This window comes from Pseudoalteromonas sp. T1lg22, from assembly GCF_002964645.1.
Taxonomy (GTDB): domain Bacteria; phylum Pseudomonadota; class Gammaproteobacteria; order Enterobacterales; family Alteromonadaceae; genus Pseudoalteromonas.
Window position 1 is genome coordinate 153452 of sequence record NZ_PQBY01000016.1, and the last position, 22145, is coordinate 175596.

General features: G+C 49.7%; 20 protein-coding genes, 1 pseudogene and 1 riboswitch. Of the genes and pseudogenes, 12 read left to right on the forward strand and 9 right to left on the reverse strand.

Annotation, left to right across the window (positions count from 1 at the left end; all coding sequences use genetic code 11):
* Positions 1-7 precede the first annotated feature (7 nt).
* From C2M24_RS10280 to C2M24_RS10300, 5 genes are all read right to left on the reverse strand, one after another.
* On the reverse strand, positions 8-799 hold the full coding sequence (locus C2M24_RS10280; RefSeq protein WP_105214755.1) for a thiazole synthase: 792 nt from the start codon (positions 797-799) through the stop codon (positions 8-10).
* Positions 800-997, reverse strand: coding sequence for a sulfur carrier protein ThiS (gene thiS, locus C2M24_RS10285; RefSeq protein WP_105214765.1), 198 nt, complete (start codon positions 995-997; stop codon positions 800-802). It abuts the gene before it with no gap.
* 11 nt (positions 998-1008) lie between these two features.
* The gene (locus tag C2M24_RS10290) at positions 1009-2013 is read right to left on the reverse strand and encodes an FAD-dependent oxidoreductase (protein ID WP_105214767.1); all 1005 of its coding nucleotides are present in this window, start codon (positions 2011-2013) and stop codon (positions 1009-1011) included.
* On the reverse strand, positions 2013-3962 hold the full coding sequence (thiC, locus tag C2M24_RS10295) for a phosphomethylpyrimidine synthase ThiC (protein WP_199775713.1): 1950 nt from the start codon (positions 3960-3962) through the stop codon (positions 2013-2015). Before thiC ends, C2M24_RS10290 begins: the two co-directional genes overlap by 1 nt.
* Before the next feature lie 129 nt (positions 3963-4091).
* Positions 4092-4209: riboswitch (TPP riboswitch) on the reverse strand.
* Between the two features lie 23 nt (positions 4210-4232).
* Positions 4233-4676, reverse strand: a complete 444-nt coding sequence (locus tag C2M24_RS10300) for a YaiI/YqxD family protein (protein WP_105187885.1) — start codon at positions 4674-4676, stop codon at positions 4233-4235.
* Positions 4677-4841: 165 nt separating this feature from the next.
* Between C2M24_RS10300 and C2M24_RS10305 the strand changes: the two genes are divergently transcribed.
* Positions 4842-7628, forward strand: coding sequence for a S9 family peptidase (locus C2M24_RS10305; protein ID WP_105214772.1), 2787 nt, complete (start codon positions 4842-4844; stop codon positions 7626-7628).
* Positions 7629-7849: 221 nt separating this feature from the next.
* Here C2M24_RS10305 and C2M24_RS10310 read toward each other — a convergent pair whose 3' ends face one another.
* From C2M24_RS10310 to zapB, 3 genes are read right to left on the reverse strand one after another with little or no spacing between them, the layout of a single operon-like run.
* Complete coding sequence (locus C2M24_RS10310; protein WP_105214774.1) at positions 7850-8827, reverse strand: MBL fold metallo-hydrolase; 978 nt, start codon at positions 8825-8827, stop codon at positions 7850-7852.
* A 36-nt stretch (positions 8828-8863) separates the two neighbouring features.
* Positions 8864-9154 carry a cell division protein ZapA gene (locus tag C2M24_RS10315; protein ID WP_105200157.1) on the reverse strand — a complete coding sequence of 97 codons (291 nt, stop codon included), beginning with the start codon at positions 9152-9154 and terminating at the stop codon, positions 8864-8866.
* A complete protein-coding gene (gene zapB / locus C2M24_RS10320) occupies positions 9154-9375 on the reverse strand; it encodes a cell division protein ZapB (RefSeq protein WP_105200156.1) in 222 nt (73 codons plus the stop codon). The genes C2M24_RS10315 and zapB overlap by 1 nt, the downstream gene beginning before the upstream one ends.
* A 265-nt stretch (positions 9376-9640) precedes the next feature.
* Between zapB and C2M24_RS10325 the strand changes: the two are divergent.
* Positions 9641-10479, forward strand: a pseudogene (locus tag C2M24_RS10325) (23S rRNA (adenine(2030)-N(6))-methyltransferase RlmJ).
* A 113-nt stretch (positions 10480-10592) separates the two neighbouring features.
* Here the strand turns inward: C2M24_RS10325 and C2M24_RS10330 are convergent.
* On the reverse strand, positions 10593-11450 hold the full coding sequence (locus tag C2M24_RS10330) for a cation diffusion facilitator family transporter (RefSeq protein ID WP_105200303.1): 858 nt from the start codon (positions 11448-11450) through the stop codon (positions 10593-10595).
* Between the two features lie 329 nt (positions 11451-11779).
* On the opposite strand from C2M24_RS10330, the gene C2M24_RS10335 reads away from it, so the two are divergent.
* The 10 genes from C2M24_RS10335 to pilB (C2M24_RS10380) all read left to right on the forward strand — a co-directional run bounded on the left by C2M24_RS10335 (position 11780) and on the right by pilB (C2M24_RS10380) (position 22129).
* Positions 11780-12226, forward strand: coding sequence for an REP-associated tyrosine transposase (locus C2M24_RS10335; protein WP_105214776.1), 447 nt, complete (start codon positions 11780-11782; stop codon positions 12224-12226).
* Between the two features lie 166 nt (positions 12227-12392).
* Positions 12393-12857: a tRNA (uridine(34)/cytosine(34)/5-carboxymethylaminomethyluridine(34)-2'-O)-methyltransferase TrmL gene (trmL, locus tag C2M24_RS10340; protein ID WP_105214778.1), complete on the forward strand. Its 465-nt coding sequence runs from the start codon at positions 12393-12395 to the stop codon at positions 12855-12857.
* Positions 12858-12879: 22 nt separating this feature from the next.
* Entirely contained in the window at positions 12880-13722 is an 843-nt protein-coding gene (gene nadC / locus C2M24_RS10345; protein WP_105214780.1) for a carboxylating nicotinate-nucleotide diphosphorylase, read from the forward strand.
* Positions 13723-14094: 372 nt separating this feature from the next.
* Positions 14095-14553 carry a pilin gene (locus C2M24_RS16170; protein ID WP_105214782.1) on the forward strand — a complete coding sequence of 153 codons (459 nt, stop codon included), beginning with the start codon at positions 14095-14097 and terminating at the stop codon, positions 14551-14553.
* A gap of 74 nt (positions 14554-14627) precedes the next feature.
* A complete protein-coding gene (locus C2M24_RS10355) occupies positions 14628-15836 on the forward strand; it encodes an O-antigen ligase family protein (RefSeq protein ID WP_105214784.1) in 1209 nt (402 codons plus the stop codon).
* Between the two features lie 10 nt (positions 15837-15846).
* Positions 15847-17538, forward strand: a complete 1692-nt coding sequence (gene pilB, locus C2M24_RS10360; RefSeq protein WP_105214786.1) for a type IV-A pilus assembly ATPase PilB — start codon at positions 15847-15849, stop codon at positions 17536-17538.
* A 97-nt stretch (positions 17539-17635) separates the two neighbouring features.
* Complete coding sequence (locus tag C2M24_RS10365; protein ID WP_105214788.1) at positions 17636-18859, forward strand: type II secretion system F family protein; 1224 nt, start codon at positions 17636-17638, stop codon at positions 18857-18859.
* On the forward strand, positions 18860-19750 hold the full coding sequence (locus C2M24_RS10370; protein WP_199775714.1) for a prepilin peptidase: 891 nt from the start codon (positions 18860-18862) through the stop codon (positions 19748-19750). It begins immediately after the preceding gene.
* A complete protein-coding gene (coaE, locus tag C2M24_RS10375) occupies positions 19743-20378 on the forward strand; it encodes a dephospho-CoA kinase (RefSeq protein ID WP_105214790.1) in 636 nt (211 codons plus the stop codon). The genes C2M24_RS10370 and coaE overlap by 8 nt, the downstream gene beginning before the upstream one ends.
* A gap of 74 nt (positions 20379-20452) precedes the next feature.
* Positions 20453-22129 (forward strand): type IV-A pilus assembly ATPase PilB, encoded by a 1677-nt coding sequence (pilB, locus tag C2M24_RS10380; protein ID WP_105214792.1) that lies wholly within the window; start codon positions 20453-20455, stop codon positions 22127-22129.
* Positions 22130-22145 lie beyond the last annotated feature (16 nt).

The following is a 22145-nucleotide window of genomic DNA, read 5'->3' on the forward strand; positions in this document are numbered from 1 at the left end:
ACTGCTCTCACTCGTTAAACTGGTGCCATACTGGCATACCCAGGGTCGGTGTTGAAGGCACGGCGGTGGATTTTACCGCCATAGGTCCGGCCAAATAGCTTTGTCGACCGGCCAAGGTGGCATTGGCAAAGGCGCGCGCCATCAAGACTGGGTCATTGGCGCCGGCGATGGCCGAGTTTAACAACACCGCATCGGCGCCCAGCTCCATGGCCTGACAGGCATGGGACGGCACACCCAGCCCGGCATCGACAATCAAGGTGACATGAGGCAGGCGCTCGCGAATGCTTTGCAACGCATAAGGGTTAAGAATGCCCTTGCCTGTGCCTATGGGCGCCGCCCAGGGCATGATCACCTCACAACCCAAAGCGGCCAGGCGCTGGCAAATCACCAGGTCGTCGGTGCAATAGGGTAAGACCTTAAAGCCCTCGGCCAGCAATTGCTCGGCGGCCTCAAGCAAGGCCACAGGATCCGGCTGCAGGTTATAGTCATCGCCTATAAGTTCTAGCTTGATCCAATCGGTGGCGAAGACCTCACGGCACATCTGCGCCAGGGTCATGACCTCCTGCACACTGTGACAGCCGGCGGTGTTGGGCAGCACGGTCAAGCCAGTGTCTTTAATAAGCTGCCAAAAATCATCGCCTGCGGCCTGAGAATTTTGTCGTCTAAGGGATACGGTGACGATTTCGCTCTCACTGGCGAGGATCGCCTCCTGCATACACTTGGGCGATGGATAAAGCGCCGATCCGATCAGCAGGCGACTGTTAAATTCCTGACCGTAAATGCTAAGTGTATCCCTCATCTAACCCCCTTGTATTGGCGCGAGGATGTCGAGCCGGTCGCCGTCTTGCAGCACCAGCTGCGGATATTGCCCCTGAGCCACAAATTGGCCATTGACGGCCAAGGCAAAGGGCGGCGTGGCACCAAAGCTAGCCAGGGCCTGCTTTGCGCTGGCCTGCTCTGGCACCTCAAAGGCGCTGTCATTAATAAAAATCTGCATAATTCATTACCTTAAAATGCGGTATTAAACTCGGTCAGGGCCGTGCGCACCACGGCGGGAGCCAGCATATAGCCGTGGCGGTACAGGCCATTGATGCTGATCACCTTGCCCTGACGACTGACGCTGGGGCGGTTATCCATCAATGCCGGGCGTAAGCCCACCTGCAGGGCCTCAATATGGGCCTCGGCAAAACCACTGTGTACGCTAAAAGCGGCACTCAATAGCTCCAAACCACTGCGCACCGTGACTGGGCGCTGATCCTGAGACTCGATTTCCGTGGCACCTATGACATAGCGATTGCCCGGTTTCGGAGCAATATAAATGGGGTAGCGCGGATGCATCAGGCGCACCGGGCGCTGCAGGAAAACCTCGGGAGCCACTACCCGAGCCACCTCGCCGCGCACACCACGCAAGGGCAGCTCGCCCTTGGCGCCCATACCGCGACAATCAAGCACCGCCAGATAGTCCTGCTGGGCCAGCTCCTGTGGCTGTACCTGGGTGTGAAAGTGAAATCGCACCCCGGCATTTTTTAAGCGCGCATAGCTATGGTGGAAAAATCCGAGGTTATCCAGTTGCCCCTCACTGGGCAGGTAAAGCCCGCCGCCAAAACGCCCGGCCAGCTCCGGCTCCAACTGGCGCAGGCGCGCCGCGCTTAACTGCTCCGGCGCATAACCGGCCAAGGGCTTCAACTGCTTTTGAAAATGCGCCATGGCCCCTTGATCCTGCGGGTGGGCGACAACCACGGTGCCTTGGCGCTGAAAATGCACCTGAGTGTCGAGCAGCGCCAGCAATTGCGGCCATATCGCCAGAGACTCCAGCCCCTGCTCGGCCAAATCCTGCTCGCACAGCACCGACTCTGCCAAGGGCGCCAGCATGGCAGCGGCCACCGGACCGGCACTGCCGCTTCCTTCGGCGTCGCCACTGTCGAAAACTTCGAGCCGGTAATGCTTGGCCAGCAAGAGTGCGGCCACCCGACCGCACAAGCCAAAGCCCACTATGGCTATTTTTTTACCCATTAGTAGGCCTTGTGGTAAAGCTCGCTGCCGGCGGCCTTAAACTCCGCCGACTTGGCCTTCATTTCAGACTCCACATCGACCATGCGAACGCTGATCTCCTCGCCCAAATTATTCGGGTCTATGCCCTTGGCTTCTAAGTCCTTGGCATAGTCACGCACTTCCTGGGTGATCTTCATGGAGCAGAATTTTGGTCCGCACATGGAGCAAAAGTGCGCCACCTTGCCGGATTCCTGCGGCAGGGTTTCATCGTGGTATTCACGGGCACGATCCGGGTCGAGACCCAGGTTGAATTGATCCAACCAGCGGAACTCAAAGCGCGCCTTAGACAAGGCGTTATCACGTTCTTGGGCGCCAGGATGCCCCTTGGCCAAGTCCGCCGCGTGGGCGGCTATCTTGTAGGTGATCAAGCCTTCTTTTACGTCTTCCTTATTGGGCAGACCCAGATGCTCTTTTGGCGTCACGTAGCAAAGCATGGCACAGCCGTACCAGGCGATTTGCGCCGCACCAATACCCGAGGTGAAATGATCATAACCCGGGGCGATATCCGTGGTTAGCGGCCCCAAGGTATAGAACGGCGCCTCGCCACAATGTTCCAGCTGCTCGTCCATATTAGCCTTGATCATATGCATGGGTACATGACCCGGCCCCTCAATAAACACCTGCACATCGTGCTGCCAGGCAATTTTTGTCAGCTCGCCCAGGGTACGCAGCTCGCTAAATTGAGCTTCGTCATTGGCATCGGCGATCGAGCCGGGACGCAGACCATCGCCCAGTGAGAAACAGATATCGTACTGCTTGAGGATTTCACAGATCTCTTCAAAGTGGGTGTAGAGGAAGTTTTCCTTATGATGCGCCAGACACCATTTCGCCATAATAGAGCCACCGCGCGAGACGATGCCGGTTACCCGCTTGGCGGTCATGGGCACATAACGCAGCAGCACACCAGCGTGAATGGTGAAGTAATCCACCCCCTGCTCCGCTTGCTCAATTAAGGTATCGCGGAAGATTTCCCAGGTCAGGTCCTCGGCCACACCGTTGACCTTCTCCAAGGCCTGATAAATGGGCACTGTGCCCACAGGTACCGGTGAGTTACGAATGACCCATTCACGGGTTTCGTGAATATAACGGCCGGTTGATAGATCCATGATGGTGTCGGCACCCCAGCGCGTCGACCATACGGTTTTTTCTACCTCTTCCTCGATGGACGAAGTCACCGAGGAGTTACCGATATTGGCGTTGACCTTGACCAGGAAGTTACGGCCAATGATCATCGGCTCGGATTCCGGGTGGTTTATATTGTTAGGGATCACCGCGCGGCCACGTGCAACCTCGTCGCGCACAAACTCAGGCGTAATAAACTCGGGAATGCTGGCACCAAAAGACTGGCCTGGGTGCTGTTCCTTAAGTAACTGCTCACGTACCTCGGCACGGCCCATGTTTTCGCGAATGGCAATGTATTCCATTTCAGGGGTAATTATGCCCTGACGCGCATAATGCATTTGCGTCACGTTTTGACCCGCTTTGGCACGGCGGATCTGGGGCAAGTGCTCAAAGCGAATATGATCCAGGCCTTCATCGGCCATACGTTGCTGGGCAAACTGTGAACTTTTGCTCTCTAGCAACTCGGTGTCGTCACGCCCTTCTATCCAGGCCTGACGAAACTTAGGTAGACCCTTGCGTACATTGAGCTCAAAGTCGGGATCCGTGTATGGGCCCGAGGTGTCGTAGACGCGAATAGGGGCATTTTTTTCATAGATGGGGCTATCTTCGGTGCCACCGACAAAGCTGTCGCTTAAGGCTATTTCCCGCATGCCCACGCGCACGCCGGGCAAGGTACCTTCAACATAGACTTTTTGCGAATTAGGAAAGGGTTGACCGGTAAGGTTATGAATATAGTGCGACGCCGCTTCGCGGTTTTGACGACGGCTAGGTTTGTTCGATTCTGACATGACGCTTCTCATTAATTGGTTGAGTGTGTCTTGTCTGGAGGTGCAAAGACCTTGCTGGTCTGTGCCTTTGGTCCGTGCGCGTACGCGCCGCTTAGGCTGGGCCGAACTTGTGCCAAGTTAGCACAAGCGTGCCGAGGCAAGCTTGTTCCCTACGCAGGTATGAGCCTGATCAGGTTAACGGATCCCGCAATTGCGATCTCAGCCCCTTGATACCTAATGGTAAGTTAGGGCACTCCGACAAGTGTTCGTGGCGCAGTCTAGCCCAGAAACTCACTGCTGCGCAAGCCAGCGGTCGAGATGATTGGCAAATTGTTGTTTATCCTGGGCGCTCAGCGGCGCCTGGCCACCGGTTTGAATGCCGCTGCTGCGCAGGGTATCCATAAAGTCGCGCATATTCAGGCGTGACTTGATGTTTTCCTTGGTATAGAGCTCGCCGCGGGTATTCAGTGCCAGTGCGCCCTTATCGATCACTTCCGAAGCGAGGGGAATATCACTGGTGATCACCAGCTCACCGCTTTGCACCTGCTTCACAATTTCGTTATCGGCCACATCAAAGCCCGGCATCACCTGCTGCATGCGTAAATATTCCGAAGCCGGTAGGCGAATATACTGATTAGCAACAAATACCGTCTTGGTTTTGGTGCGCATAGCGGCGCGGCAGATTATCTCACGAATGGCCACCGGGCAGGCATCGGCATCAACCCAAATACTCATAGTCTTCAATCTAGAAAGTGAAAACACCAGTATACGCGGGGTTAGACCGAAGAAAAACCGCCAAAGTGCGATTCAACGGCAATAACGGACGGCTTATCGAATTTAGTCGCGCTGCAAATTTAAGCGCTTACAATGGGCAAAAAAACGATACAGGAATGAATTGTTATGAAACCTGCACTGACGGTACTTAGCGCTGCGCTGATTGCGACGCTTGGCACCCAAGTTTATGCCCAAGAGGCACTCGAGTTTAGCGATGTCTTTGACTTTAAATATCCCAAGTCCACGGTTTTGGGTGAGCAAGGCAAGGTACTGGCCTTTAGTGCCGCCCCCTATCGCGGTGACGCCCAGGGTCTGGTGTATGACCTTGAGAGCAACACCTTGCTTGCCAGCGTTGAGCGCGGTACCCAGGCCAGCATCAATAAAAACAGCCAGTGGGCCGCGTTTTTGCAAGTTCCTTCCCTGTTAGAGAAAGAAACCGCCGATAAAAAAGCCAAGAAAAAACTAAAAAACACACTCGTACTGGTCAATACCCAAAGCGGTGAGCAACAAGAGTTTGCCGCCGTTAAAGACTATCAAATCTCCGATGATGGTCGCTGGCTTGCCTATCGCCATGAGCAAGAAGAAAACAAAGCAGATGATAAAGGCGAAGAAACTGATGCACCAGCAAACGGTGCAGAAAGCTCAGGCAAAACCGAAGACGCCATTAAGGCAGATAAAAAAGACAAGGTCTTAGAGCTGGTTGTCGTGGACTTGAACTCGGGTGTCAGCAGCAGCCAGGACGCAGTGCTCAAATTCGCCTTTAGCCACACAGGCGCTGGCTTGCTGTTCAATACGCAAAGTAAAGACGGCAGCGAAAACGAGATCAGTTACCTGGACTTAAACAGCGGCCAAAGCCATGTACTTATCGATGAGCCGGGTGTAACCCTCAGCGCTATCGACTGGCATCCAATGCAAAACCTGGTGGCCTTTAATGTCGGCAACTATGTGAATGATGACCAGCGTCGCCGAGACTATCGCACCATGCTTTGGCATGTTGAGCAAAACAAATTACAGGACCTGGATAGTCAATGGCAGGCGGGTAAAAAAGGCACGTTGAGCTGGTCTGAAGATGGCGAGCGCTTGTATTTCACCGCCCGTCCTACCCTTGCCGCCAAACCCAAAGAGCTAAAATACCAGGACGCCGAGTCACTGCGTGATTACGACACCATTATGGCCCAGGCCAAGCTTAATCTATGGCACCATCAAGACGCTGAAATCAAACCTCGCGAAGAGCAACAATGGGGTGAAGAGAATAAGCACCGTCATTATCAGGCGGTATATCACCTTGATGGCAATAAGGTGGTGCAGCTCGCGGATCCCCAGGTTCCCGAGCTCAACCTGAATAAAAAGGCCGATCACCTGCTTGGTTACAACAATCAGGATTACCTGGCACAAATCACCTACAAGGGCTTTTATAGCGACTACTATGCGGTCGATGTACTAACCGGTAACAAGCAACTGATCGTGGCCGAGCACCCTCACCGCCCCAGCCTGTCGCCCACGGGCAAGTATGCGGTCTTCTTTGACAAGGGCGTTTGGCAATTAAAAGACCTGGGCAGCAACAAGGTTCGCCCCCTAAGCAAGGCCATTAATGCCATCTTTGCCGATGATCAACACGACTACCCGTCTCCTGTCAGCGATTATGGTGTCGCCGGCTGGTACCGAGACGGCTCCAAGGTGTTAATTAACTCCAAGCATGATATTTGGGCGTTTGATACCCGCAGCGGGGAAGCCCAATCCTTGACCCAGGGTAAAGGCAACAACAAGCAATATCGCGTGATTAACCTCGACAGTGACAAGCTCGGGTTTAATCCGGATGAAACTCTGCTGCTGCGCGTATTTGATTTAAAAGACAAACAAGCGGGTGTGGCCCAGCTCAAGCTGGCGGATAAGTCTTTAGTTACCTTGCTCGACGGCGACGCTCGGTTTGATCTGGTGAAAAAAGCCAAACACGCGGAGAAGTATTTATTTACCCAACAAAGCTACTCGCAATTTCCGGATTTTTGGCTGGCGGATAAAAACCTGACTAACGCCAGGCAGGTCACAGACCTTAACCCGCAAATCGACCAGTTTAAATGGGGCCAAAAACCCGAGCTAGTCAGCTATAAAGGCTATGATGGTGAAGATCTTCAGGGTGTACTGATCAAGCCGGCCGACTATGTCGAGGGCAAAAAAGTACCGGTAGTCATCTACTTCTATCGCTATATGAGTCAGCGCCGCTTCGACTTCCCGAAGATGGAGCTGAATCACAGACCCAACTTCCCCATGTTTACCTCGAACGGCTATGCCATCTTCTTGCCGGATATTCGCTTTGAAGTAGGCCATCCAGGACCCTCATCGACTCAAACCATGATCAACGCGGCGCAAAAGCTCATTGATATGGGCGTTGCCGACCCTGATGCCATCGGCTTGCAGGGCCACTCATGGGCGGGTTATCAGAGTGCCTTTATGGTTACGCAAACGGATATGTTTAAGGCCGTGGTGTCTGGCGCCCCGGTATCGAACATGACCTCGGCCTACAGCGGCATACGCTTGAAATCGGGTCTGGCTCGCCAGTTCCAGTACGAAACGGGTCAAAGCCGTATCGGTAAGCCCTTGTATGAGGCTCCCGAGCTCTACATTGAAAACTCACCGGTGTTTTTCGCCGACAAGGTGAACACACCTATTATGGTGATGTTTGGCAATGAAGACGGTGCCGTGCCTTGGCAGGAAGGCATTCAATACTACCTGGCACTGCGTCGTGCCGGTAAGGATGTGATCTTCTTGGAATACGAAGGCGAGCCCCATCACCTCAAGCAATTCCCGAATCAGGTCGACTTCTCGATTCGCATGATGCAGTACTTTGACCATCACCTAAAAGGCAAAGCCGCACCACAGTGGATGCAAGAAGGCATTCCCTTTTACGAGGAATAAGAACGACAAAACATTGTAGGTCGGTGCTTCGCGCCGACATGGTAAGAATCGTGCACATTTGTAGGTCGGTGCTCTGCGCCGACATCTAAGCAATTTTGCATTTTTGTCGGCCTTTCGGCAATGTGCTCCTGCATTGCTCTACTACCGCCATCCATGGCGGCAAAGGCCGACCTACAACGACATGGTAAGAATCGCGTCCTATTGTCGGCCTGAAGGCCGACCTACAGCTGTTTCGCGCGTTTAATGCCGGCCTCTAAAAACATGGCATAAGCTCGTTGTGCCAGCTCATCATCCTGAGGCTGATACCGCTTGGGAAAGGTTTCAACCAAGGTGGCAACATCGGTGCTTGGGTTCGCCTTAACATGAGCCACTATGGCCTCAAGCCAGGCCTTGGGCTTTGTTAGGTCAGGCGTTGCAAGGACACCGCCATGACCCGGCAGCACCTGAGTCACAGGCAATTGTGATAACTCATCCAAAGCCTGCAGCCAGGCCTGATAGTTGGCCTCACCCGGGTACGGCAAAGTATCGACCATATCAGCGCCAACCAGCAATTTATCATCCCTTACCAATACGGCAATATCACCTTGAGTATGCGCAGCAAAAGGCAGTAGCTCGACATTTAACTTGCCCAAATCAAGCTGGGTTGTCTGGGATATCACCTTATCAGGCGTTGAAAAGCGCAGCGACTGCCACTGTTTAAAGCGCGCCTGGGCTCGGGCTATTTTTTCCCGCCAAACTTGTTGCTCCTGCTCCGGCATCTTTTCCATACGTTGCGTACTTAGGGCGATACTTTTAACAAAGCCATCCAAACGCTCGTTTAACTGCTCATGGGCGAGGTGAAAATTCTCACCAAGGGACTGATGCACGATGAGCTGCGCATCCGGGAAGTGCTTTTGTACCAGGGCCAAACCAAGTAAATGGTCATCATGGGCATGGGAGGCCAGCACATAACACAGGGGCACGCGCACTTGCTTTTTCAGCTCACCAATAAAGGCTTCCGTTTGCGTAAACTCCCCAGGGGCGTCCACCAGCAGCGCACACTGCTCTCCTTGGATCAGCGTCTGGTTGGAATCATAAAAGCGCAACTTAGCGGGCTGCTCAATAAATTCAACATGGTCACTGAGCGTTTGCCAATTTTGCTGGGCCTGGGCGCCGGTCGCGACCACAGATAAAATAAGGGCGCTTAAATATTGACGCATAAACGACTCTCCATAAAAAAGGCGCTCAAGGGCGCCTTAATCTTCTTGCTGCAAAGCAGCTTCCAGCTTGTCACACAAAGCATGTTGCTGTGCCGACAATTGATGCAACTGCGCCTTGGCCTCAAGCAGCTCATGAGACAAGGTCAGCGCTGCTAACAGCAAGGCCTTGTCATCATTGCGAATTGCCGAGCGCGTACGCATTTGCTCTACATTAGCATTTAAGTTTTCGGCCGCAGCGAGCAGTGCCTGCTCTTGCCCCTTGGGACAAGCAAACTGATGCTCTTTACCGAGCAGGTTTACCTTAACGCTGTGCCCTTTGTCACTCATTAGCTCGCCGCTTGCAGCTTCTCAAGTAATGAGCTCAATGTGGTGCTGGTTTCTTTTTGCTTTTCTTCGCTTTCAAGCACTTCAAGTTGCAAGGTTTCGTTTTCGTCTTGTAACTTGGCATTGCTTTCACGCAGCGCCGATACTTCTTGGCCTAGCTCTGCATTGCGGGCAATTAGTTTATCGACCAGTTGTTCGAGTTGGGAAAGGGTTTCTTGATTCATAAATGCGCTCTTTAAACTGTTGATTAGAGTGTGCAAATGTAAAGCAATCTGCCTAGGGATGCTAGGGGTTACAAGCGAATTCCTGTAAATTTTTCCAGTATTAACAGCGGGTTCATTTTCAACCGACCGAGGTTCAGCAAGCGTTTAACTTATCAGCGCGCTTTTTATACAAACAAGTCTTGGGCATGCTATTGGCCATCGTCGGCTGTTTATCGCTGACAATAAAGAGTAAAATGGCGGCGCAACTTTTTGGTCTGGATTATTTATGCTCAGTTATCGTCACTCCTTCCACGCCGGCAACCCGGCGGATGTCGTCAAACACCTGGTATTGGCTCAGTCGCTTAAGCACATGGTGAAAAAAGACAAGCCTTTTGATTATATCGATACCCATTCGGGTGCGGGCTTTTTTGCCCTCGACAACGCCGATATGCAAAAGACCAAGGAGTATGCCGATGGTATTGCCAAGCTTTGGGATTACCAGGGTGATGTTGAGGCATTGAGCGACTATGTAGCTTTAATTAAGAGCATGAATAATGGCGCGGCGTTAGCCCATTACCCCGGCTCGCCTAAGGTGGCCGAGCATTACCTGCGCAAGCAAGACAAGGGTTGGTTTTTTGAGTTGCACCCGCAGGATTTGGCCTTGCTTGAGAAAAATATGGCCGGCAAGCGCTCCTTGCGAGTGAAAGGTGAAAACGGCTTTAGCGGTTTACTCGGCTTGGTGCCGCCTTTATCTCGTCGCGCCTGCGTACTGATGGACCCGCCTTACGAAATTAAAAGCGACTATGACAAAGCCGTCGACAGCCTTATTAAAGCTCATAAGCGCTTTAGCAGCGGCACCTATTTGCTTTGGTACCCTGTGGTGGATCGCGAGCGCATCGACCGTATCGAACAACGTCTAACCCAAAGCGGCATTAAGAATATTCAGCTGTTCGAACTGGCCACCAGTGCCGACACCGACACCCATGGCATACCGCCTCCGGGATGATAGCCATCAACCCGCCTTACACCCTGATGCAGACCATGGAGCAAGTGCTGCCCGAGCTGGTCACCTTATTAAGCGACAGCAGTGGCTTTTACCGCGCCATACAATTGGTGGAAGAATAAGTTAGGCTTTTGTCGTAGGTCGGTGCTTCGCGCCGACATTGTAAGAATGGTGCCCTCACGTCGGGGGAGAACCCCGACCTACAGCGGTGCTTCGCGCCGACATTTAAGCAAAGCTAAAGGTGCTTGCGCGTCGCAGAGACAGGATCCTGGTGTATTAACACATCCACCTCCCCGCCGAACTCGGGATGTTTTTGCAGGCTAAAGGCGTCCTTTACCATAAGCTCAACCTCATCGGCGATGCGATGGGCTTGTACTAAGGGAATATGGTCATCCAACTCTAAGTGAAACTCGACAAAACGCACCTTACCGCCTTGGCGGGTACGTAGGGCATGCACACCGTGCACAGCCTCATGAGCGCAGGCAACCGCCACTATATGCGCTTTTTCTTCATCGGGCAGCTCCTTATCCATCAGGTGCCCCGCACTTTCAGTGGCAATTTGCCAGGCGTTATACAATAAATAGGCGGCAACCAAAATGGCGAAATAAGGATCGGCGCCACTTATCCCGTAATAAGCCAATAACAACGCCAGCATCACAGCTAGGTTAAGGAACAAGTCACCCTTGTAATGCAAAGAGTCGGCCTTAAGAGCCACGGATTCGGTGCGCTTCAAGGCCTGATATTGCACAAACACCACAACCAGGGTACAGAAGATTGCAAACACACTCACCCAGACACCAAGCAAAGAATGCGTAATGGCGACCGGATTAAACATGCGCTCTATGGCATGAAAAGCGAGCAAACAGCCACTGCCGGCAATAAAAGCAGATTGGCCAAGGCCGGCTAGGGCTTCGGCCTTACCATGACCAAATCTATGGTCATCATCGGCCGGCTTTAGTGCATAACTAAGCACAAAGAAGTTCATCAAGGTCGCACTGATATCCAGTAAGGAGTCGGTAAGGGAGCCCAACATAGCCGCCGACCCCGATGCCAACCAGGCCCAGGCCTTAGCGAAAATCATTACGCTAACCATAATCAGAGTGCTGACGCTGGCAAAGCGCACCCAAAAATCATACCCCTTCCCTGTCTTTGGTGTTGGTGCTGCGTTGGCCACTAATTATACTCGCTATGATTCATTTACTTATATGTGCGTTATTGTAACCACGTTTGCCATGCTTAGGCTAATTTTGGCTTCACCCTTGTAGGTCGGGGTTTGCCGCCAGGGATGGCGGTAGTAGAGCAACGCAGGAGCACATTGTCGATAACCCCGACAATAGCTCACCACTTTCTCTTTATCGATGCAAAGTACCTAACTTAGGAATCTAAACTATAATCAAATTTTAGCCTTCCAAGGATCTGGACATGAGCTTAAATGATTTACGAAAAGGACATTTTAGTCAGGCTAATGGTGAATACTTCATCACTTTTACTTGTTACCAACGCATTCCATTTTTTCAACGCTTTGAACTGGCAACATTATTCTGCTGGCATTTACATCAACATGAGCTTGCTTGTCGCTGCACTTGGCTGACTTGGGTGCTGATGCCAGATCATTTCCATGGTTTATTGCGCTTAAACAAGGATAACCTGCATGAGGCGGTGGGGCGTTTAAAGGGAGCCACCGCGGCCGATATCAACACGCTTTTAGCGCGTAAAGGAAAGGTGTGGCAACCCGGCTACTTTGAACGTCAATTAAGGGCCGAAGAAGACAGGTTGCAAATTGCTCGCTATATTGCCGCAAACCCGCTACGTAAACATCTGGCTTCCAACCTTGGACAATACCCGTTTTGGAATTCCCGCTATTTGTAATCTAGGTCGGTGCTCTGCGCCGACAAAGAAAGTATGACGATCTATTGTCGGGGTAAAGCCCGACCTACAACGACAAAGGCTGGCCTACAAAAGATGCGTTCTTAATACCAAGTTTGATATACTTGCGCCAATTTTGGCTTAGCACCTTAGATTGTCGATAAACACCATGCTAGACATCATCTTATTTCAACCGGAAATTCCACCCAATACCGGCAACATTATTCGCCTCTGCGCCAATACCGGGTATCGCCTGCATTTAATCGAGCCGCTGGGCTTTGAATGGGATGACAAGCGTATTAAACGCGCCGGTTTGGATTACCATGAATTTTCTCAGGTGCAGCGCCATGCTGATTTGCAAAGCTATATAGACTCACAGCAACCGAAGCGGATCTTTGCCTGCACCACCAAGGGCAAGAAATACCACCACGAGGTGAGCTATCAGGCCGGCGATGCCCTACTCTTTGGCCCGGAAACCAGAGGCTTACCCGACGACATTATTGCCGCCCTGCCAGAACAGCAAAGGGTGCGCATTCCCATGCAGGCCAATAGCCGCAGTATGAACCTTTCCAATGCGGTCGCCGTATTTGTGTTTGAATCCTGGCGCCAGCTCGATTTCGCCGGTGCCGTTTAACTCTTCCCATAGGTAATAATTTATGACCCCAACTCCAGAACTTATCACCCGCCTGGTGGCGCAAGCACTTGCGGAAGATTTAGACGGACAAAGCGCCCTTGAGGGCGATATCACCGCGCAACTTATCCCCGCCGAGCAACAGGCCGATGCCAAGGTGATCACCCGCGAAGCTGGTGTATTCTGTGGTAAAGACCTGGTAATCGAAGTATTTCAACAGGTTGACCCAAGTGTAGAGCTGACCTTTTATATCGCCGACGGCGAACAAATGAGTCCGGATCAGCTTCTATTCACCGCCAAAGGCAATGCCAGAGCCATACTGACCGCCGAGCGCACCGCTCTAAACTTTGTGCAAACCCTTAGTGCCACTGCTACTGCGGCTCACAGCTATGCCCAAGTACTGGCGGGTTCCAACACCGAAATCCTCGATACCCGTAAAACCATCCCAGGCTTGCGCGCATTGCAGAAGTACGCGGTTAAATGTGGTGGCGGGCGCAATCACCGTATCGGACTGTTCGATGCCTTTCTAATTAAAGAAAACCATATCAGCGCCTGTGGTGGTATCAGCGCTGCGATAGCTCAAGCACGTAAAAACCACCCAGATAAAGCGGTGGAAGTAGAAGTAGAAAACCTCAGCGAGTTAGACGAAGCGCTTACAGCGGGCAGCGATATCATTATGCTCGACAACTTTTCGCTGGACGATGTACGCACCGCGGTAGAGCGCACATCTGGCCGTGCCAAGCTGGAAGTGTCCGGGAATATCACCTTCGAAACTTTGCAACAATATGCTAACGTCGGCGTTGACTTTGTATCCAGCGGCGCCCTCACCAAGCATATCAAAGCTATTGATTTATCAATGCGTTTCTAAAACAGAACCAAGCAATTTAACGCCGATACAAATGTTACACAATGTTATAAAAAGGGCTACCCAAAATAAAATCTGCGTGATAGCATCTAGTTTCAAAGAATGAGGTTTATAAAATAAAGTAATACTTTGTTATAAATCAATGAAACTGTAACATCGGCAGCGTACACTTTTAAAAAATGCGGGTTAAGTTCGTAGCTCCTTAAAATTAGGCTACAATTTAACCGAGCATTAGCGGTGCCGACATTTTTCTTGTTAATGACTTTTAAAATTATTTAAAGCTATTAACATTGAAAACCAACCGGCGCTAAACTAGATTAAAGCAGTAGCTCTGGTTACCTTAACTTTGCCCAAAAAATCCTTTAGGAGAGGAAAATGGAAAAAATGACTCACAACAAACAACAGGGTTTCACCCTAATCGAATTAATGATCGTAGTTGCGATCATCGGTATTCTTGCTGCGGTAGCACTACCTGCGTATCAAGATTACACGAAGCGCGGTCACGTTTCAGAAGGTCTAAATTTAGCCTCGGCGGCGAAAGCTTCTGTAGCTGAGTATTATGCTACTCAAGGTGCATTCCCAACAACAAACACTTTAGCTGGTATGGCACCTGCTAATGAAATCACAGGCAATGCTGTAACTTCTGTCGAAGTTGGTACAGGTGGTATTATTACCGTAACTTATAATGCAAAAGTAGCAGCTACTGATAATACTATTGTATTTACTCCTACCGCAGCAGCTGGTACTGATGGTACTCCGGGTAATATCGTGTGGAGTTGTGCTGGTGGTTCTGTAGAGGACAAATACCGCCCTTCAAACTGTCGTGGTAGCTAATAACTAGCCTCCCTACCTTCAGGGCTGTCAAATGACGGCCCTTTAATTTTACTAACCTCTATTGGGCTTTATTGGTGAGTAACTTAGCAACTTTCGATATTTACAGAATTTTTGAAACTATCACTCTTATTCTCTTTATTTCCCTGCTCAAATACCCAAACACCAAACAGTTCAATAAAGCCTTAACTATTTTTATAGTATTTTCATTGTTAACCTTATTTATTTCTCCTGAGCAATATAGGCTCCACTGCGCTTTCGCCCTTAGCTTAACATTGAGCCTTTATTTGTTTGCGCAGCAAAGCAGCACTACTCTCTGGCCCGCAATTAGCGTTGCCATCCCAATCTTAATTTACACCCAAGGTGTGATTGTTATTACCATTATGGTGGGGATAGCTAGTCTAATACTTAAAGGTTTTTTCGCTCTTGATGCCTATAATTTCTTTGACAATGTTCGTTACTTAAATCATATGCAGGTAGCCACCTTGCCGCTTTTACTGACTGGTTTAACTGTCTGCTCAACTAGCTATAAAAAGTACCTATATCTGCTAATAGGTTTGAACCTTGTTGTAGCTGTGTTTAGTGGTGCCAGGGGGGCTATGCTGGCATTTGGCTTATCTATAGCGCTGTTTGCGCTTATTGATAAAAAAGCCAGTATAAGAATAGGGATATTACTGATAGCCATTTATTTCTTAAATATCCTAATCGCACCTGATAATGGCGAATATTTAATGCGCACTTCTTCATCTGGTAGAATCGAGCTCTGGCTTGGCGCATTAGAATCCCTTAGTTTTAAGAATATTGTCGTTGGTATTACCCCTGGGTTGTTTGATTCCAGTAATACTCACCTGCTGTTAAATCACCCTCATAACTCAATACTTCAGTTAACATATAGCTATGGCTTTATTGTTGCTGTTTGCGCAGTTTGCACTTATTTATACCCAGTATGGAAGCTCCGCAACGAAATTAAAAGCAAGCTTAAGGTAAATCTGCTTTCCTCTATTCTTTTATCGTGTGGTTTATTGTCCTTATTCAGCGGAGTTTTTATTAATCCCTTATCCCAGCTTTATTTGGCAGCAATTTGGGGGGCACTGCTGTATCAGAGCTCGCATCAAAGCCAAAAGCCTCCCTTGGCTAGTCATAAGATCGAATTGAAATTTTCTCTGGTAAAAACGTTATTTGCATTAGTGTTAGCTATAACTTGTTGGCTTAGTTTTGATATGATGCAAGAAAATGCCACGGGAGTGATGCGCCCAGGTTTATGGCTGGATCTAGCAATAATATGAGTAAAAAATTATGAATTTTAGTTCACCTTTAGCCCGTCGCTTGGCGGCTCTGGGAGTATTTGACCTAAGCGAACTCGCCAGACAAAAGTCAGAGCAGCAAATGAGTCTTGCTGAAGCTATTTGTACTGTGGCCAAAATGAAACCTGAAACTCTGCAGGCCAGAGCCAGCCAAATGTTCCATGTTTCCATGCTGGATTTATCTCTTTTTGACTCAGCAACAATTCCCCTTGAGTATGTAAACGAAAATCTAATTAGAAAGCATAAACTTCTTCCTATTGCGGTTAAGGGTAAAACCTTATTTATTGCCACGGCCGATCCCACTGATTTTAATGCCTTCGAAGATTATGAATTTAATACTGGGATGCAAACCGAAGCCGTTGTTGTTAGGTACGATTACCTAGATAAAGCCATAGACTCACTTTTCGACAGCAGTTCCAGTCTAGGCCTGAGCAAAGATGATATGGAAGAGCTCGAAGGCGTCGAATCTGATGAGAGCAATAACAAAAAAAGCCTGACTACGGATGTAAACAGTAAGGAAGACGATGCCCCCATTATCGTCTATATCAACAAGATATTAATGGATGCCATTAAGCGCGGCGCTTCGGACTTACACTTTGAACCCTATGAGAAGCGCTACCGCATTCGCTTTCGCGTCGATGGCGTGCTTCATGAAATCGCCTCGCCGCCAGTCAATCTGGAAAGCCGTATTGCCGCCCGTATTAAGGTGATGTCCCATATGGACCTGGCAGAAAAGCGTAAGCCTCAGGATGGTCGTATTAAGCTAAGAATTAGCGCGAAAAGAAGTATTGATTTCCGGGTTAGTACACTTCCCACCCTGTGGGGTGAAAAAATCGTAATGCGTATTCTCGACAGCTCCAGCGCCATGCTGGGTATCGATGTACTGGGGTATGAGCCGGAGCAAAAGAAATTATATTTAGATGCCCTAGCCCAACCCCAGGGCATGATCCTGGTAACCGGTCCTACCGGCTCTGGTAAAACCGTGTCCCTTTATACCGGCTTAAATATACTCAATACCGCCGAGCGCAATATCTCCACCGCCGAAGACCCGGTAGAAATTAACCTGGAAGGCATTAATCAGGTGCAAATTAATATGCGTGCGGATATGACTTTTGCCAACGCCCTGCGTGCCTTCTTGCGTCAAGACCCGGATGTGGTCATGGTGGGTGAGATACGAGATTTGGAAACCGCAGAAATTGCCATTAAGGCAGCACAAACCGGTCACCTGGTGCTTTCAACCCTGCACACCAACTCGGCGCCGGAAACCCTGACCCGTTTAATGAATATGGGTGTGCCCTCTTATAATATCGCCAGCTCGGTGAGTTTGATTATCGCCCAGCGCTTGGCGCGACGCCTGTGTAATCATTGTAAAGAGCCGGAGCAATTACCCCAGGAAGAGCTGATAAAACAGGGCTTTAGTTATGAGCAATTAGCTGAACTCAGTATTTTTAAACCCAAGGGCTGTGATGAGTGCACCGAGGGCTATAAGGGTCGCGTGGGTATTTACGAGGTCATGCCCATTACCCCGAAAATAGCGGAAATTATTATGCGCGGCGGTAACTCGTTGGAAATTGCTGAGGTTGCAATTGGCGAAGGCGTTAATAATCTGCGCGCATCCGGCTTAAAAAAGGTCGCTCAAGGGGTTACCAGCTTGGTAGAAGTGAATCGTGTTACCAATGCTTAGATAACAAAGTTTAACCTTAATGCTCTACACTAAAAGTAAGCGAAACGTAATCAGCGTGTTACTATTAGTCTAGTTCAACAGGATTGTGGATAGAAGAATGGCAAAACAATTAAAAAGTCAACAGGACACCTTCCAGTGGGTGGGAGTCAGCTCCCGAGGTAAAAAGCTCGAGGGTGAGTTAAGCAGTACAAGTATCGCCTTAGTTAAGGCGCAGCTACGCAAGCAGGGCATTACTCCTTCCAAGGTAAAGCGTAAACCCAAATCCCTATTCGGCAACGGTCAAAAACGTATTACTGCAAAAGATATCGCGGTACTTACACGACAATTAGCCACCATGCTATTAGCGGGTGTATCCTTGGTGCAAGCCATAGACATGATTGCCGATGGCTCGGAAAACCCCGGCATTAAAAATTTGCTTAATAATATAGGCGAAGAGGTTAAAGCCGGCCACCCACTTAGTTCGGCACTGCGTAAACATCCAAAATATTTTGACGATCTCTATTGCGACTTGGTTTCTTCCGGCGAACAATCCGGTGCGCTGGATAGAATTTTCGACCGTATCGCCCTTTATAAAGAAAAGGCAGAGGCGCTTAAATCAAAAATTAAAAAGGCACTCTTCTACCCCATAGCCGTTATTGTGGTTGCCATTATAGTAACTTCTATTCTTTTGATTTTTGTGGTTCCTCAGTTTGAAGAGATTTTCTCAGACTTTGGTGCCGAACTGCCCGCGTTTACGCAAATGGTTATTGGTATATCCGAATTCTTACAGGCTTACTGGTGGGTTGCCCTGCTCATTTTAGCTATCGGCGGCTATCTTTTTGCGCAGGCACGAATGCACAATAAAAACTTTAGCGACAAAGTGGATAAAGCCATTTTAAAAATCCCCGTTATCGGCATGATTTTGAATAAGGCAGCGGTGGCCCGTTATGCCCGCACCCTATCAACCACCTTTGCCGCCGGTGTGCCCTTGGTTGATGCCTTAGATTCTGCGGCAGGTGCCTCTGGTAACGCCGTCTATCGCGATGCCATCTTGGAGATTAAGGCAGAAGTTAGCTCGGGTAACCCAATGAACTGGGCCATGCGTAACTCTAATATCTTCCCCGATATGGTGATACAAATGGTGGCCATAGGTGAAGAGTCCGGCTCTTTAGACGATATGCTTGCCAAGGTTGCCACCATCTATGAACAGGAAGTAGATGATGCCGTAGACGGCCTTTCCAGCCTGCTTGAGCCCATGATTATGGCCGTATTAGGCGTATTGATCGGTGGCTTAATTATTGCCATGTACCTGCCTATCTTCCAACTAGGTTCAGTAATCTAAATGTTTTCAGAAGTACAAAGCTTAATGCAAGCACAGCCGTGGTTTTTTTATACCACGGCTTTTTTCGTGTCCCTGGCCATTGGCAGTTTTTTAAATGTGGTCATCTATCGATTACCAAAGATGATGCAAACCCAATGGCAAGGTGAATGCCGGCTGTTATTGGCGGATGAATTAGCTCAGGGCGATGCGCAGGAGCCCCAAAGCACTTTTAACCTAATTACGCCTAGCTCTACCTGCCCTAAGTGTAAGAGCAAGATAAAACCCTGGCAGAATATTCCCTTACTGAGTTGGCTGTTGCTCGGCGGCAAATGCGCCAATTGTAAAAACCCGATTTCGGTGCGCTATCCCGCCATTGAACTAATTACAGCGCTATTAGGTACAGTGGTTGCCTGGAAGCTTGGTGCCAGCGAACTGGCACTCTTATACATTGCCGTAACCTGGTGTTTAGTGGCGCTGACCTTTATCGATATCGATCATATGCTGCTGCCGGATCAAATCACCTTGCCATTACTCTGGTTAGCTCTTATTGCCAGTGTTGTGGGCATCACAATTCCCCCAGGCGAGGCAATTATAGGTGCTGCGGCAGGGTATTTAAGTCTTTGGAGCGTTTACTGGTTATTCAAACTGGTAACCGGCAAGGAAGGCATGGGTTATGGCGACTTTAAGCTAATGGCAGTATTTGGCGCCTTGCTTGGTTGGCAGGCCCTGCCCATAATTATTCTGCTTTCCAGTGTGGTTGGGGCTGTGCTCGGCATCACCCTGCTGACAATTCAAGGGCGGGATAAGGCTACTCCTATTCCCTTTGGCCCTTATATTGCCATCGCCGGCTGGATAGCCATGCTCTGGGGCGAGCAATTGCAGGCAAGCTATATGAGTATGCTTCTTGGCTAACACACACCCTTGGGTCTTGGGTTTAACAGGTGGCATAGGCAGCGGTAAGTCCAGCGCCAGCAAGTTTTTTGCCGAGCTCGGCATCGAGGTTGTCGATGCCGACTTGGTTGCCCGTCAGGTTGTGGAGCCGGGCAGCCCGGCCTTAAATGCCATAGTTAAGCGCCACGGGAAAAGCATACTCGATACCCATGGCGCTCTTAATAGAGCCAAGCTAAGAAAAATCGTATTTAGCGATAATAGCGAGAAGCTCTGGCTTAATAACCTGCTTCATCCGCTTATCCGCACCGAGATGCTCGACCAATTGGCAAGAGCGCAAAGCCCCTATGTGATTTTAGAAGCGCCGCTGCTGTTTGAAAACGGACTGGAAAAATACTGCCAGCGCACATTATTGATTGATGTGCAATTAGAGCTACAATTAACGCGCACCTGCGAACGTGATAAACTGTCATTGGACGCGGCACGAGCTATAGTTGCCGCACAAATGAGCCGTGGCAATAAAGTGAAAAAAGCCGATGATATTATTAGTAATTCCGGCACATTAGCTGCACTTAAGAGCAAGGTGCAGCGCTACCATTACAGTTATTTAAAGCGAGTTAAGTTGCATTCTTGTGCAGATAAGCAACAATAACCATATAACCTGTAATAACTTAGTTTGTCTAAGCTTATTATAATTACATCTAGCTTGCGTTATATCGGTATTTTATGAACATCAACTCTCCTCTGATCCGAAAGTTTATAACCTTGGGTCGCCTTGATAATGACAAGGTCAGGCTTGAGCAGGACCGTTGTCGCAGCGCCGCCGAACTGATTGTGCGCTGCAGCAATATGAGTCAAAACGAGCTATTAAGTCAGTGTGTCGAACTCTTTCGTGTCCCCTATTTTGATCTCAGTCAGTTTGATGAACAAAGCATAGATACAAACCTGCTAAAAGAGCGCTTGATCCGCCGTCACCACGTGCTGCCGCTGGCGAAAAAAGGCAACAGACTTATGTTGGCTGTGTCCGACCCCACGGATTACGGCGCACTTGAAAACTACGAGTTCAGTACCGGTTTGCAATGTGATGTGGTGCTTTGCGATTATCAGCATATAGATAAGATAATTGAAAACCTTTTCGATGCCACCCATGCCTTAAAAATCTCCGAGCAGGACGTTAAGGAACTGGGCCAAATTCAACATGATGAAGGCCATGTGGCCGATGATCATGAAACCAGTGACGACGATGCCCCCATTATTGTCTATATCAATAAAATTCTCCGCGATGCCATTCATCGCGAGGCATCCGATCTACATTTTGAGCCCTATGATGGTGAATACCGTATCCGCTTTCGTATCGATGGCGTTTTGCATGAGATGGCGCACCCGCCGTTTAATTTAGCAAACCGCCTCGCCGCTCGTATTAAGGTGATGGCCAAGCTGGATATTTCCGAAAAGCGTAAGCCTCAGGACGGGCGTATTAAAATGAGCCTGTCACAGCATAGGAAAATCGACTTCCGTGTCAGCACCTTGCCGACATTGTGGGGTGAGAAAATCGTTATGCGTATTCTCGATGGCTCCACCACCCTGCTCGGCATTGATGTGTTGGGCTATGAGCCAGAGCAGAAACTTCTCTATTTAGACGCATTAGCCCAACCTCAGGGCATGATACTGGTCACCGGTCCTACCGGCTCGGGTAAAACCGTGTCCTTGTATACCGGCCTCAGTATATTAAATACCGCCGAGCGCAATATTTCCACCGCCGAAGATCCGGTGGAAATTAACGTTAAGGGTATTAACCAGGTACAGATTAACCCCAAAGCCGACCTGACCTTTGCCAATGCCTTACGCGCCTTCCTGCGTCAGGACCCGGATGTGGTCATGGTAGGTGAGATACGTGACCTGGAAACCGCGGAAATTGCCATTAAGGCGTCACAAACAGGCCACTTGGTACTTTCTACCCTGCATACCAATTCAGCGCCGGAAACCATTACCCGACTGCTGAACATGGGCGTGCCTGCCTATAACGTCGCTAGCTCGGTGACCTTGGTAATAGCACAGCGCCTGGCCAGAAAACTTTGCAAACACTGCAAAGTACCTGAGCAGTTACCTGTTGACGAGCTACTAAAGCAAGGCTACAGCGAAGCGGAAGCCGCTAACTTGACCCTGTATAGGGCCGTTGGCTGCGATGAATGCACCGAAGGTTATAAAGGTCGTATCGGCCTTTATGAAATGTTACCGATTAGTCCGAAGATCTCTCAGGCAGTTATGAATGGCGCAACCTCTATAGAGATCGCCGCCATAGCCAAACAAGATGGCTTCACCACTCTAAGAGGCGCGGGCCTGCGCAAAGCGGCGGCTGGCATTACCTCTCTCACCGAAATCAACCGGGTTACCCTGATGTAGCCCGAGTTGAGGGTAT